Here is a 14,077-nt window from a genome sequence, read left to right as displayed (position 1 = left end):
ACTGTCTCCGGTGCTCCCTACGATGCCGCCATGGACACGAGTACGGATGTGTGGACCGGAGTCCGCGAGCGGGTACGGGAGCTGGCACGGGAACCCGGCGCCGGGGAGGTGTTCGGAGCCCGCTCCCACGGTTTCGAGCTGCTGGACCCGCTGACGCCCGGGGAACTGGCCGAGGTGGAGGGACAGCTGGGGACGCGCCTGCCGGAGGGGTACCGGGAGTTCCTGCTCAGGGTGGGCGCGGGCGGCGCCGGACCCGCCTACGGCGTCTTCCCCGTGGTCAGGGGGGCGGACGGCCGGTGGCGGTGGCAGGGCGACGGCGCCGACCTGGCCGCGCCGTCGCGGCTGGCGGAGCCGTTCCCGGTCACCGGGCCCGATCCGGCGTCCCTGGCCGCCCTGCGGGCCCAGGAGCCCGCGGAGGAGGACTTCGGGGACATCGAGGAGTTCGACAGGGTCTACGAGGCCTGGGACGCGCGCATGGGCGACCTCCTGTGGGCCGAGGACCGCACGGCCGGGGCGCTGTGCCTGTGCCATCTGGGCTGCGCGCTACGGCAGTGGCTGGTCGTGTCCGGTCCTGAGGCCGGGCGCATGTGGAACGACGGCCGCGTCGACGACGAGGACCTGCGGCCGCTCACCGGTGCGGACGGCAGGCCCCTGACCTTCACGGACTGGTACCTGGCGTGGCTGCGGGAGGCCTCCCGCACCGCGGCGGCCCGGCCCTGACGGTGCCGTGCGCCGCCCGCCCCCTGCGGGCGGCGCGTTCCGGGAGCGGAACCGGGCGCCTCAGGCGGACGGTTCCGCGCCGGGAGGCGGCGGTGTCCTGGGCATCGGCGGTAGCGGTCGGCCTCCGCGTGCGCCGCGACCGACCGGGCGGGGGCGCGGCCCTCCTCGGCGCAGCCCAGGATCTCCCTCGCGGCGAGTCGCCCCGCCGCCTCGAAGCTCCGGGCGTTGGAGTCGGTCCAGTGCCAGACGGCGTCGCGCAGCACCACGCGTGCGGCGAAGGGCGGTCGGCCGTCGTTCCACCCCTCCCATGCCTCGCGTGCGGCCTCGGCGAACGCGTCGGTGAACTCCTGTGGGAGCGGCTCCTCGGTGTACCGGCACTCGGCGGGAAGGTCGTCGACGAACGCGAAGTCCCCGGCCCTACCCTCCGGCGGCGGCTCGGCGTCGAACCCCGTTGTCCAGCACACGACCGCCGCGGCGGTGGAAGACGAGGTGCCAGCCCGTGTTCGGAATCCTGCGTCCCTGTCGGCACACGTTGTCCGACGGACTGGCAAAGGAGTGGATGTCCCACATGTGCGGGCTGTGCCTGGCACTGCGCGACGGCCACGGCCAGGCCTCCCGGATCGCCACCAACCACGACGGGCTGGTGGTGTCGGTCCTGGCGGCGGCGCAGTCCGAGGAGTGCGCCGGTACGCGCCGGGCCGGCCGCTGCCCCCTGCGCGGCATGCGCGGGGCCGAGGTCGCCGACGGTCCCGGCGCCCACCTGGCGGCGGCGGTGTCGCTGATGCTGGCCTCGGCCAGGATCGCCGACCACGTCGAGGACGGCGACGGCCCCTACGCCCGCCGCGGCGTGCGCGCCCTCGCCGGGCGGGTGGCCGAGCGCTGGCGTCGCGACGCGCGGGAGGCGGGCGCCGGACTCGGGTTCGACGGCGCCGCGCTGGTCGCGGTGGTCGACCGGCAGCGGGAGGCCGAACTCGCGGCGGGACCGGGCACCGACGTCCTGGCGGTGACCCGGCCGACCGAGGAGGCCACCGGCGAGGCGTTCGCGCACACCGCGGTCCTGGCGGGGCGTCCCGGCAACATCGAACCGCTGCGCGAGGCGGGACGCCTGTTCGGCCGGGTCGCGCACCTGCTGGACGCGGTCGAGGACCGTGAGCAGGACCGGGGACGAGGCGCCTGGAACCCGCTCACGGCCACCGGCACCGGGAACGGCCGGGCCCGCGAGCTGTGCGACGACGCCGTCCTGGGTGTCCGGCTGGCGCTGGAGGAGGCCGGGTTCGCCGACGACCGCCTGGTCCGCGCGCTCCTGGTGGGGGAGCTGCACCGCGCCGTCGGCCGCGCCTTCGCCCACGGCGGGTATCCGGGCCGGGGCCACCACCAGAACGACCACCCCCACCACCAGCAGCAGCCCCATCAGCGGCGAAGTGACGGGGACGGGGCCCATGACGCCGAGTACGGCGACGGACACGGGGGCGGCTCCGGCTCGGGCGGGGACAAGGGCGGCTGCTGCGTCGCCTGCTCGTGCGACACCCCCGAGCTTCGGCACCCGCCCAGGCAGCGGGGGTTCCTGGCGGGCTGCGCGACCGCCCTGTTCATGTGCTCCACCTGCCAGTTCTGCTGCCGCGACCCCCACCCCGGGCCGTGGTCGGGCAAGCCGCGTGACGCCTGGTGCGGTTACTGCGATTGCTGTAGTGCTTGTAACCCCTGTAACTGCTGTGAGTACTGTGAGTGCTGTCCGTGTTGCTGTAACTGACCTTCACGGACAGCGGCCCGGACGCCCCTACCCGCTCACCGGCCGCCCCCGCGGCGCCGCGAACCGCTCCGCGAGGGCCTGGGCCTCGTCGTAGCCCGGAACGCCCTCGGGCAGGGGCAGGTCCGACGCCACCGCCTCGACCGCCGCGAGGGCCCCGCGCAGGGCGGCGCGAAAGAGCAGCGAACCGCAGCTCACCCGGCGCACGCCCAACTCGGCGAGGACCCGGAGCGGCGGACCGGCGGGGGAGTGGAGGACGTTGAGCGGGACGCGCAGGGCGCCGGCCAGTGCCGCGATCTCCTCCTCGTCGCGCAGACCGGGGACGAACACCCCGTCGGCGCCCGCCTCCTCGTAGGCGGCGGCCCGCTCCGCCGTCCGTTCGGCCGTGCGCTCGGTGTGCCCGGTCAGCCACCAGGTGTCGGTGCGGGCGTTGAGGAACAGCGACGGCGCCTCCTCCTTCACCGCGCTGATGACGGACCGCTGCCGGGCGACGTCGGCCAGCCCGCCGTCCGCGAGGCCGTCCTCCAGGTTGATCCCCGCGATCCCCAGCCGCTCCAGTTCGGCGGCCAGGGCGGCCACCCGCGCGGGTGAGGCGTCGAAGCCGCCCTCGACGTCCACGCTGACCAGCACGTCCAGCCGGGACAGGCCGCGGGCCAGCCGCAGCGTCTGCTCGCGCGCGAGCCCCCGGCCGTCGGGGAGCCCGGCCGCCGCGGCCACGCCCAGGCTGGTGGTCCCCACCGCACGGAACCCCGCCGCGGCCAGGGCGGCCGCCGAGGCGTGGTCCCAGGCGTTGGGCAGCAGCAGCGGAGCGCCCGCCCGGTGCAGGGCGCGGAACCGCTCGCCGGGGCTCGACCCCTCCGGGGAAGGGACCTCCCCCTCCCGTGCGGCGGTGCCGTCGTCGGAACGCACGGCCGTGCGCCGCGGCCGCGCCGGGCCGTCCTCCGGCGGAGCGCCCGCGGCATCGTCGCGGACGGGCGGAACAGTGGGCGCGGGGTCGCCGGGGACGGCACGGACGCCGGCGTGCCCGTTGACGCGTTCTGCTGGTGAGGTCATGGGGTGACGTTACGGCCGTGTCGTTTCGGTCTCCACCGAAGTGACGCGACCCGGCCCAGCGCGGTGCTGCTGTTGGCCGCTGGTCCTCGACCGGGGGCGTCACGCGTCGCACGCCCCGCATGGTTCGCGCGCTCGGGGGAAGGTTTCCGGTCCGTCACCGTCCACGGTTCCCCCGATACGGGCGGATCCCTGTGCCGGAGGCCACGGCCTCCGGGGAGGTCCACGTTGTTCTACGTCATCGTCTCCATTACCGGCCTGGTCTTCGGAGCCGCCACCATCGTGCTCGGTTTCCTGCACGAGGCGAGGATGCGCAGGGTCGTCGAGCGTCTGCGCGCGGGTGGCCTCACTGAGTCGGAGGCCGTCCGCGACCGTGCGGGCCTGCTGTACCGCTTCCGGGCGTTCGTGGTCGTGGTCGCCCTGGTGATCGCGGGGCTGCTCGTCGCGATCCCGGTGCACGCGGTGATCATGGACGCCTGGGACGGGGACGCGGTCCTCCAGTCGGTGGTGTTGGCGGTGGTGCTGGTCCTGAGCGCGGCGTGGCTCCGGCGTCTGCGCGCACGGATCACCGCGTTGCGGTCCGGGGCCGAGGAGTCGTCCTGAGCACGCCTCCGTCGGCGGCTCCGCCCCCCGGCGAGCGGAGCCCCGCTGTGGCACCGGCCGACCGTAACCCTTTCCGTATGCGGCCGTGAAGCGGCTTCTCGGGGCACCCCCATGGGAATTCACATCATGACATGTCCATATTCAATGGACTGGCCTTGTGGGTCTTCCCTGGACCGGGATGGCTGATCCGAGGGAACCCATGGATCATCCTTGCCGGCCAACGGCATAACGAAGGGATGGGAGCGCCGCTCCTGCGGGAGCGCGCGCCCCGCGGTGTCCGACAAGGGCCAGCGTAGGTAGGGGACAGGCATTTCCCCCTCCCGGTGCCGATGGAAACCGTGGTTTCCTTGCACGCATCGGATGGCCGAACCTAGGGTGGTCAGCGGTTTGCGGAACTCCGATCCGCGCCTCAACGGTCCTGTTCAGCCCACGTATCCGAACAGGCGTCACCACTTTTCCTCCGGGTCCGCTTCGCAGGAGTCCCTCAAGTCCCGTGGAGCAGGCATGTGACCACCCAGGGGAGACACGACGGATATCGATCGATTCGGCTCCCGAGGTACGAGCCGGAAAGCAACAGAGCCTGGGAACCGCCGCCGCGCCCCCGCATCCGCCGCCGACCCGAACGCGAAGGACGCCCATGCCCACCGGTTCAGCCGCCGACCACCGCTCCACCGCACCCCCGGCCGACCCCGGCGCCGCACCGGTCATGCTCGAACTGGTCGACGAGGACGGGACGACGATCGGCACCGCGGAGAAGGTCTCCGCGCACCTGCCCCCCGGGCGACTGCACCGGGCCTTCTCGGTCTTCCTCCTCGACGACCGGGGCCGCCTGCTGCTCCAGCGCCGAGCCCTCGGCAAGTACCACTCTCCCGGGGTGTGGTCCAACACCTGCTGCGGCCACCCCCACCCCGGGGAGCCGCCCTTCGTGGCCGCCGCCCGCCGCACCTGCGAGGAACTGGGCGTGGAGCCCGCGCTCATGCGCGAGGCCGGGACGGTGCGCTACCACCACCCGGACCCCGATTCCGGGCTGGTGGAGCAGGAGTACAACCACCTCTTCGTGGGACTGGTGCGCGATCGGCTCCGCCCCGATCCGGACGAGGTCGCCGAGACCGCGTTCGCCGACTCCGCGGAGCTGGAGCGCATGCGCGGGAGCCTGCCGTTCTCGGTGTGGTTCCCCACGGTGCTCGACGCCGTGCTGCCCGCGGTGCGCGAGCTGACCGGGAGCCGCCACTGGTGACTCCGTCCGTACGGGGAGCCGCCGGCCGTGTCCGCCACCGCGGAGCCGCCGCTTCCGCCCGCCTCCGCGGTCCGGGTCCTCAGGCCTGTGAGGCGCCCTCGCGGACGATACGGCGGTGGAGGAGGGAGAGGGCTCCGAGGGTCAGGGCGAACCCGGACACGGCGATGGCCGCGGCGTAGAGGGGTTCGAGGCCGCTGGTCGGTACCAGGGCCGGGGGCATGGGGTTGGCGGGATCCCTCATCGCCCGCAGCGTGGTGAGGGTGTCCCAGGCCGACCAGCCGACGAAGGCGAGGGCGATCACCGCCTCGAAGGCCAGGAACCGCCGGTGCGTGGCGGCGAAGGTCCACCCGCTGATGTGCCGGGCGAAGATGGTCTGGGCACGGGCGCGCACGTGGATCACGCATGTGGCGATCCCCGTCATCAGCAGGACCGAGGCGGCGGCGACCAGGTTGAACGTCTCGACGCGCAACAGGGTGAGCTGGGTGGCGTGGGCACTGGCCGCCTTGTCGAGGACCGGTTGGACCGTGTTGACGTATTCGGCCATCCGAGGGTCGGCGCGTGCCTGTTCCACCACGGACGGGTCGGGGAACAGCAGGGCCTCGTGGGTCATGTAGTCGACGTAGCCGCTGTCCGACAGCACGGCACCGTTGGGCAGCGCGATGATCACCGGGTCCCGCAGGAAGGGGGACTCCTCCCGGCCGAGGGGATCGTTCGAACCGTAGGTGAACGCCGTCTGGCCGTCGGCCGTGGGCAGGATCTCGACGTCGGCCCCGAATTCCTCGTCCCCGGTCTGGACCCGGAACCACCCCGGCAGCGCCCGCGTGATGCCGTCGCTGTGGGAGGCGTGCTTCTCCGGGAGCAGGACCCGGATCCGGTCCTCGGAGCCGGCGGCACCGTAGCGCTCGCCCGTGGGGGACAGGACCTCCTGCTCGGTGAGGTAGGTGTCGTTGACCACGAGCACGTCGAGGTCGGGGCGCCGGGAGCCGACGGGCGCGACGGACTCCGGAGCCTGCTGCTCGGCGATGACGAGGTGCCCGTCGCGGTCGGTCCGGCGCAGCCAGGGGCCGAGAAGGGAGTCGACGTCCTCGAGGTCGTCGAAGCCGGTGCTGCCGTTGAGGGTGATGTGCGAGGTGTCCCCGGTCCGGGCGAAGGCCTCCAGTGAGGCGTGCTGTTCCCGTGTGGTCTGCGCCAGGTGGACGACGGACCCGAGGATGGTGAGCACCAGGAGCAGGACGGGGGCACGCACCAGGTAGGCGCCCACCTGGGTGCTGCGGACGGGAATGCGGCCCCTGAGCGCGGGGAGGACCGCGGTGAGGTGCACGAGGCCGAGTACGGCGGCGTGCGTGGCCAGGGCCACGGCGGCGAAGACCCCCACGAGCACCAGGGCGTTCAGTGCGAAGAACCCGAGTTGGTTCCACCTGTTGTAGAAGCCGAGGAAGACCAGCGTGGCCACGGTGACGGCGGGCAGGACGACACCCCACAGCCGCGCGACCCGGGCCAGGTCGTGGAGGAGGATCCCGGCGTAGGAGCGTCCCTGCAGGCGCTGGACGGCGTAGTCCCTGGAGGAGAGCAGGACACCCGCGCTGATCGCGGTGACACCCACCAGCAGCGCCGCGGCCAGGGCGTTGAACAGCGGACCGCCGAGGAAGGACTGCCACAGCTTCGCCTCGTCGCCGCCGGCGGCCGGTGCCAGCCCGTGTTCGGCGAGGGCCTCGGTGAGCACCTGCCCGTTCTCGGGCGGCCCGAAGACGAGGTAGAACCCGCGCGGGCTGCGGCCGGCGAACTCCTCCACGGGATGGACGCGCAGTTCCATGGTGCGGCCGAAGGACGGGTATCCGTCGGTGAGCCAGTCGGCGTACCGGGAGTCGGGGTCGCCCACGGCCAGGTACATGTGCCACAGCGACTCAGGGGCTTTCACATCGGGCGCGGCGAACCCGATGGCGATGTCCCGCTCGGCGGCCACGCGTTCGATCGTCCGCGCGACCTGTCCGCTGTCGGAGGTGCCGTCGTCCTCGACGATCCACACCAGGCTCGAGTGCTGTGCCGTGGGTACCGACAGCTCCCATGTGGTGAGCAGCAGCGTGGTGATGAACGCGGCGAGGAGGAGGAACGCCGTGTGGGCGAAGGCGATGGTCCGGTGCGGCATGCTGTCCTGGCGCGTTGGTGGAGGTCAGACGGCCCGCCGGCGACGAGTGCCGGCGGGCTTGTGCGGGGCCTTGGTCAGCAGTACCTCCAGTAGGTCTGGTTGTTGGAGAAGGCACGGGTGGCGCTGGCGTAGGACGTGGACCCGGCGTAGGCGGTGGCACGGTCGGTGGTCGTGCCGAACGCGGTCGATCCGTGGCAGTAGGAGCCGTGGTAGTAGTTGGAGTACACGTCCCCGACCCTCGGGGCGCCCGTGAAACCGTGGCTCCACTTGCCGCCGCCGACGTATTCGACGGCCGCGAAGGCGGCACCCGCGGTCGCGGCGGTGAGTCCGGCGGCGATCGCCAGAGTCGCCACCGTTCGCTTCAGGGCACTGGTCATGGTTCCTCTTCCCCGGCCTCCGGTGGGGTGGTGGGAGGCCGTTCGAAACGGGGGCGGTCTGATGCGTGATCCCTTGCGGCGGGATTTTCCTCGGGCCGTTCTCGGCTTTGTGTCGTGCGTGCCTAGTGGTGGCCACGTACTGAGGAATATGCGGTGGGCGGTACCGGGGTTTTTTCTCGGGGCCCCGGGCGGACTGGTGTACGGCTCGGGGGGAAATTACAGCATTCGTTGCCCGGGCGGGACCCCCGGGGCCGGTCCTGGACAGGCGACCGGATCCGCGCGGCCGCCACCTGGATCGACGCGGTAGCGGCCGACCACGGGAGCGGCGTCCGCGGCGGAGGCGGCGTATGGCCCTTGCGTCTTGAGGCGCGTCCGTGTAGTGGCGGTGCCGCGGCTGGTGGAGGGCCGGGGCACAGCGGGTCCGGGGGTGTTCGGGGGCGAGGACGGACGCCCGCCGACGGGGCCCGGAGGCGGCGGACACGAATCCGGCTGGTCGGCCGGGGTGTTACGGACGGACCCGGCCCGCGTCCTCGGGGCCGGGCCGGTGGCCCGTTCCCCGCGGTGGTGCCGCACACGCCCGGACGGCCGGTGGCCGTGGCGTCGCGCTTTCATCGGTCATCCGGAAACTCACCGGCCGTCCTTCCGGGGTTCGGTGGTCAGGCCTTTACCCACGGGGAATGCACATCACAACATGTCCTGAATTCAGGAGGATCATCGCAGTGGGCGTGCGGAGTGCCGCGGGGTTACTGCTCGTGGGTTCCTACTGGTCAAAGGATTGTGTGAGTGTGCGAGGAGGATGCGGTCTCGTATGTGCTGCTGTCGTCCTGAGTAATGGTTCGGGCAGGTATTGGACAGCCTTTTTTCGCTTCGTGTGGGAAAAAACTCCGCTTCCCTTGCGTCTTTCTCATGCCCTCTCCTAGGATGATCGTCAGTTTACGAAGAGGCGCCCGCCGCCGGTGGGACCGGCCGATGCGCACAGGCGATTCCCTCCCCCCTCCCCCCGGTCCGCCCCGTGAGGTCCCCTCAGCCTCGCGGGGCGGACACAGACCACACGCGGAAGGGGTCGACCGGCGCCCGGACGGGGCGGCCCCGCCCTTTCCGGAGCGGCGGAGCCCGCGCGCGGCCCCGGGGCCCTACGGCAGGATGCGGCGCGGCCCCTCGGGCGGAAGCGGCCGCGCGCCCCACTCCCGGGGGTAGCCGAGGGAGACCTCGACGTGGGGAACGCCGTCGACCACGATCGTGCGCGGGATGTGCAGGTGCCCGTAGACGACGGCGCGGGCCCGGTAGCGCACGTGCCAGTCGGCGGTGGCCTCGGTGCCGCACCACTGGGCGAACTCGGGGTAGCGCAGGATCCGCGTGGGCTCGCGCACGAGCGGGAAGTGGTTGACCAGCACGGTGGGCAGTTCCGGGTCGAGGGAGTCCAGCCGGGCGCGGGTGTACTCCAGCCGGGCGCGGCACCAGGCGTCGCGCCCGGGGTGGGGGTCGGGGTGGAGCAGGTACTCGTCGGTGCACACCACGCCCGCCGCGTGGGCGACGGCCAGCGCCTCCTCCTTGGTGCTGGTTCCCGCGGGGCGGAAGGTGTGGTCGTAGAGCACGAACAGCGGGGCGACCGCGACCGGGCCGTCGGGTCCGGGCCAGAGGGGGTAGGGGTCCTCGGGGGTGTGCACGCCCAGGCCGCGCAGGGCCTCGACCAGGTGGTGGTAGCGCTCCTGCCCGCGCAGCTGGAGGGGGTCCGCGGACACGGTCCACAGGTCGTGGTTGCCGGGCACCCAGACCACGGTGGCGAACCGGTCGGCCAGCAGTTCCATCGCCCAGAGGATGTCGGTGCTCGTCTCGGCGACGTCCCCGGCCACCAGGAGCCAGTCGTCCTCCGACCCGGGCCGCAGGGCCTCGGTGAAGGCGCGGTTGTCGCCGTGCCGCACGTGCAGGTCGCTGATGGCCAGCAGGCTCATCCCAGCCGTCCTCCCGTGTGGGCACCGGTTCGCGATCACCCTACACAGCTCCGCGGCGCCGTCGTCGGCGGGGCCGCCCCGTACCGGGACCCGGGCGGGACCTCAGTGCTCCGCGGCGCTTCGGGCGCCGGGGGCGGCGGTGGCGGCACCCGCGGAACCCGTGCGGCGTCCGGCGCGCAGGTGGTGGACGAGCACGGCGATCACCGCGGCCAGGAACACCGCCTGCATCGCGGTGCGGACCGGCAGGTCGTCGGTCAGGCCCGTGCTCACCTGGGCGGTGATCGCGTAGACGTTCGCCGGGAACATCGCGACCAGGAGGGCGCCGAGCCCGGCCGCGGCCCAGGGCGAGGTCCGCGCCCACAGCAGGCCCGCGGCGCCGGCCAGTTCGAGGATTCCGGTGACGGTGACCAGCAGTTCGGGGGTGGGCAGTGCGGGCGGGACCATCGAGACCAGTTCTTCGCGCATGCCCACGAAGTGGGACACCCCGGTCAGGGTGAACATGGCGGCGAGCCCGCCCCGGAGGGCCGTCGGCCACGAGCGCAGGGGGCGCACGCCCGCGGCGCCGAGGGCGAGCAGCAGGGCGGTGGTGCCGACGAGGGCGATGAGGGGTGCCACGGGGTTTCCTCCTGGCTCGGGCACGGAATCTTTCCACTGGAAATATTCCTGTGCGCACCCCTGTCTTGTCAACGGAAAGATCAGGTGTGCCCCTTCGGAGGAGCCGGCCGGCTGGAGGGGCGGAGCGGTGCGTCCGCCTACCGATCGTGATCCTTCCCATTCCGGTGCCGGGTGGCCGAGGGGCCCGGCTCGGGTAGGGCCCGCGCACCGTGACGGCTCCGGTGCGCTCCGCGCGCGACCGTCACACTCCGTCCGTGTCCGGCACCACTGCGGCGTGTGTAGGATGCCGCGGGTGATCGTCACGCCACGGTCACCCGAGGCCCGTGGTGTCCTACCTCCCCGCCACGGTCCGAGCCGAGGCGGCGCCCCGTCCGACGCCCCGCGTCCGGGTGCGCGCGCCTCTTTTGCCGGATGACCACGAGAGGTAGAGATGACACCTGAGACCGTCGGCCTCGCACTCCTGCTGCTGGGGGTGCTGCTCCTGGTATCGAAGCTGGTCCGGGTCAAGTGGAGACTGACCCAGAAGCTGTACCTGCCCGGTTCGATCATCGGCGGCGGCATCGCGCTGCTCCTGGGCCCCGACGTCCTCGGGCGCCTCATGGGATGGATGGCCGACCGCGGCATGGGCGGGGGCCTCGCCGAGCGCGCGGCCGAGGGCGGGCTCTTCGGCACCGACGTGATGTCGGTCTGGTCCGCGCTGCCCGGCCTGCTCATCTCGGTGGTCTTCGCCAGCCTCTTCCTGGGCAAGCCCCTGCCCCGGTTCCGCGACGCCGCGAGCCTGGCGGGCCCCAACCTCGCCTTCGGGATCACCATGGCCAGCGGCCAGTACGTCATCGGCCTGGTGCTCGCACTGCTGGTGCTCGTTCCGCTGTTCGGCGTGCCGGTCTTCTCCGGTGCCCTGATCGAGATCGGCTTCCTGGGCGGGCACGGCACCGCGGCCGGCCTGGGCGCCACCTTCGAGCAGGCGGGCTGGGCCGAGGGGCAGGACCTGGCCCTCGGCATGGCCACCGTGGGCCTGCTCTCCGGGATCATCGTCGGCATCGTCCTCATCAACTGGGGCGTGCGCCGCGGCAAGTCCAACGTGATCAGCGCCGACGCCCGGGGCAGCGGCGACGAGCAGGCCGGGCTGGTCGAGCGCGGCGACCGCTCGCCGGGCGCGACCATGACGATCCACCCCTCCTCCATGGACCCGCTGACACTGCACTTCGGCCTGGTCGCCCTCGCCGTGCTCATCGGCCAACTCCTCCTCATGGGGCTGCAGTGGCTGGAGCGGGCGCTGTGGGCCGACACCATCGAGATCATGGCCTACGTGCCGCTGTTCCCGCTGGCCATGATCGGCGGCATCGTCCTGCAGATGCTCATCGACCGGTTCGACCGGGGCGACGTCGTGGACCAGAAGACCGTCGAGCGGATCCAGGGACTGTCACTGGACGTGCTGATCATCGCCGCGATGGCCACCCTGTCGCTGCAGGCCATCGCCGACAACTTCGCCACCTTCGCGGTCCTGGCCGCCTCCGGCGTCCTGTGGTCGCTGTGCGCCTTCCTGTTCCTGGCGCCCCGGATGATGCCCAGCCACTGGTTCGAGCGGGGCATCGGCGAGTTCGGCCAGTCGCTCGGCGTCACCGCCACGGGCCTGGTCCTGATGCGCGTCGTGGACCCGGAGATGCGGTCGCCCGCCTATCCGGCGTTCGGCTACAAGCAGCTGATCTTCGAGCCGTTCTTCGGCGGCGGCCTGGTCACGGCGGCCGCGATCCCGCTGATCATCAGCCCCCAGGTGGGGCCGGTGGGCTTCCTGGCGGTCATGGCCGCGGTGCTGGCGGGCAGCCTGTTCACGGGCCTGTTCGTGCTCGGGCGCGGGCGCCGGGGCCGGTCCCGGGGCGGCGCCGCGCCCGAACGGGAGGCGGAGAAGGTCTCCTGACACGGCACGAGAGGGCGCCCCGGCGCGCGCCGCGCCGGGGCGCCCGCCGTTCGCGGGCGTTACGCTCCGCCTCCGCTGGGTAGCGGCAGGGCCGCGTGGGGGAGGGCGGGAGCGGGCCGGACGCGGACGTCCGAGGTCCGCGGCCTCCTCCCGCCACGCTCCCGGACCGAGGCGCACCCGCCGGGCAGGGCCGTGCCCGACGGTGTGCCCCTCCCCGCAGAACGGCCTGAGAGGTGGAGATGACCCCTGACACCGTCGGACTCGCGCTTTTGCTCCTGGGAGCCCTGCTCCTGGTGTCGAAGCTGGTGCGGGTCGGGTGGAAGCTGCCGCAGAGACTGCACCTGCCCGGGTCGGTCATCGGCGGCGGCATCGCGCTGCTCCTGGGTCCCGGTGTCCTCGGGCGCCTCATGGGGTGGCTCTCCGACCGGGGCCTGGGCGGAGGGCTCACCGAGGGCCTGTCCCGGGGCGGGCTCTTCGGCCCCGACGTGGTCTCGGTCTGGTCCGCGCTGCCCGGCCTGCTCGTCTCGGTGGTCTTCGCCACCCTCTTCCTGGGCAAGCCCCTGCCCCGGTTCCGCGAGTCCGCGGTCCTGGCGGGGGGCAACCTCGCCTTCGGCGTCACCGTCGCGAGCGGCCAGTACGTGATCGGACTGCTGCTCGCGCTGCTGGTGCTCGCCCCGCTGTTCGACGTGCCGGTGATCTCCGGCGCGCTGATCGAGATCGGCTTCATGGGCGGGAACGGCACCGCGGTGGGGCTGGGCGACACCTTCGACCGGGCGGGCTGGGCCGAGGGGCAGGACCTGGCCCTGGGACTGGCCACCGTCGGCCTGTTGTCCGGGATCATCGTCGGCGTCGTCCTGCTCAACCGGGGCGTGCGCCGGGGCGCCTCCGGCTTCCTCGGCTCCGGCACCGGACGCACCGACAAGGAGCGTGCCGGGCTGGTCGAGCGCGGCGACCGCTCCGAGGGCGCGACCATGACGGTCCACCCCTCCTCCATCGACCCGCTGACGCTCCACGTCGGCCTGGTCGCCCTCGCCGTGCTCGTCGGGCAGCTCATCCTCACCGGACTGCGGTGGTTGGAGCGGGCGCTGTGGGCCGACGCCGTCCAGGTCATGGCCTACGTGCCGCTGTTCCCGCTGGCCATGGTCGGCGGCGCCCTCCTGCAGCTGCTCATCGGCCGCTTCGACCGGGGCGACGTCGTGGACCAGAAGACCGTCGAGCGGATCCAGGGACTGTCGCTGGACCTGCTGATCCTCACCTCGATCGGCACCGTGCCGCTGAGGGGCATCACCGCCGACCTCGCCGTCTTCGCCATCCTGGCCGTCGCGGGCATCCTGTGGTCGCTGTGCGCCTTCCTGTTCCTGGCGCCCCGCATGATGCCCGACCAGTGGTTCGAGCGGGGCCTCGGCGAGTTCGGCAAGTCGCTCGGCATCACCGCCACCGGCCTGGCGATGATGCGCATGGTCGACCCGGAGATGAAGTCGTCCGCCTACCTGGCGTTCGGCTACAAGCAGCTGATCTTCGAGCCGTTCTTCGCGGGCGGGCTGGTCACGGCGGCCGCCATCCCGCTGATCCTCAGCCCCCACGTGGGCCCGGTGGGCTTCCTGGCGATCATGGCGGCCGTGCTGGCGGGCAGCCTGTTCACCGGTCTGTTCGTGCTCGGGCGCGGCCGTCGGCGCTAGGGCGTGGAGACCCCGCACCCCTTCCGTGAACCG

11 protein-coding genes are annotated in these 14,077 nt (G+C 72.8%); 6 read left to right on the top strand and 5 right to left on the bottom strand.

Translation table 11 applies throughout. The features are described from left to right. Positions 1–30: 30 nt before the first annotated feature. On the top strand, positions 31–720 hold the full coding sequence (locus A6A08_RS15420) for an SMI1/KNR4 family protein (RefSeq protein WP_073703290.1): 690 nt from the start codon (positions 31–33) through the stop codon (positions 718–720). Between the two features lie 499 nt (positions 721–1,219). Then, entirely contained in the window at positions 1,220–2,470 is a 1,251-nt protein-coding gene (locus A6A08_RS15410; RefSeq protein WP_073703289.1) for a DUF5685 family protein, read from the top strand. 27 nt (positions 2,471–2,497) lie between these two features. On the opposite strand, the gene A6A08_RS15405 is transcribed toward A6A08_RS15410, so the two are convergent. Beyond that, entirely contained in the window at positions 2,498–3,292 is a 795-nt protein-coding gene (locus A6A08_RS15405) for an isocitrate lyase/phosphoenolpyruvate mutase family protein (RefSeq protein WP_378697987.1), read from the bottom strand. Between the two features lie 453 nt (positions 3,293–3,745). Here A6A08_RS15405 and A6A08_RS15400 point away from each other — a divergent pair, with 453 nt between their 5' ends. After that, positions 3,746–4,120 carry a hypothetical protein gene (locus A6A08_RS15400; RefSeq protein ID WP_073703288.1) on the top strand — a complete coding sequence of 125 codons (375 nt, stop codon included), beginning with the start codon at positions 3,746–3,748 and terminating at the stop codon, positions 4,118–4,120. 637 nt (positions 4,121–4,757) lie between these two features. Further along, entirely contained in the window at positions 4,758–5,357 is a 600-nt protein-coding gene (gene idi, locus A6A08_RS15395; RefSeq protein WP_073703287.1) for an isopentenyl-diphosphate Delta-isomerase, read from the top strand. Between the two features lie 79 nt (positions 5,358–5,436). Here idi and A6A08_RS15390 read toward each other — a convergent pair whose 3' ends face one another. The 4 genes from A6A08_RS15390 to A6A08_RS15375 form a co-directional block, all read right to left on the bottom strand. Beyond that, positions 5,437–7,503: a bacteriocin-associated integral membrane family protein gene (locus tag A6A08_RS15390; protein ID WP_073703286.1), complete on the bottom strand. Its 2,067-nt coding sequence runs from the start codon at positions 7,501–7,503 to the stop codon at positions 5,437–5,439. Between the two features lie 74 nt (positions 7,504–7,577). Then, entirely contained in the window at positions 7,578–7,880 is a 303-nt protein-coding gene (locus A6A08_RS15385) for a lactococcin 972 family bacteriocin (protein ID WP_073703285.1), read from the bottom strand. Between the two features lie 1,133 nt (positions 7,881–9,013). Continuing rightward, a complete protein-coding gene (locus A6A08_RS15380; protein WP_073703284.1) occupies positions 9,014–9,832 on the bottom strand; it encodes a metallophosphoesterase in 819 nt (272 codons plus the stop codon). A 102-nt stretch (positions 9,833–9,934) separates the two neighbouring features. Next, positions 9,935–10,447: a DoxX family protein gene (locus A6A08_RS15375; RefSeq protein WP_073703283.1), complete on the bottom strand. Its 513-nt coding sequence runs from the start codon at positions 10,445–10,447 to the stop codon at positions 9,935–9,937. A 430-nt stretch (positions 10,448–10,877) separates the two neighbouring features. Between A6A08_RS15375 and A6A08_RS15370 the strand changes: the two genes are divergently transcribed. Continuing rightward, positions 10,878–12,365, top strand: coding sequence for a sodium/glutamate symporter (locus A6A08_RS15370; RefSeq protein WP_073703282.1), 1,488 nt, complete (start codon positions 10,878–10,880; stop codon positions 12,363–12,365). A gap of 239 nt (positions 12,366–12,604) precedes the next feature. Next, positions 12,605–14,044 carry a sodium/glutamate symporter gene (locus A6A08_RS15365; protein ID WP_073703281.1) on the top strand — a complete coding sequence of 480 codons (1,440 nt, stop codon included), beginning with the start codon at positions 12,605–12,607 and terminating at the stop codon, positions 14,042–14,044. Positions 14,045–14,077 lie beyond the last annotated feature (33 nt).

The sequence above is a fragment of the Nocardiopsis sp. TSRI0078 genome (assembly GCF_001905145.1).
Classification (GTDB): Bacteria; Actinomycetota; Actinomycetes; order Streptosporangiales; family Streptosporangiaceae; genus Nocardiopsis.
This window is presented reverse-complemented; position numbering and strand designations above follow the sequence as displayed.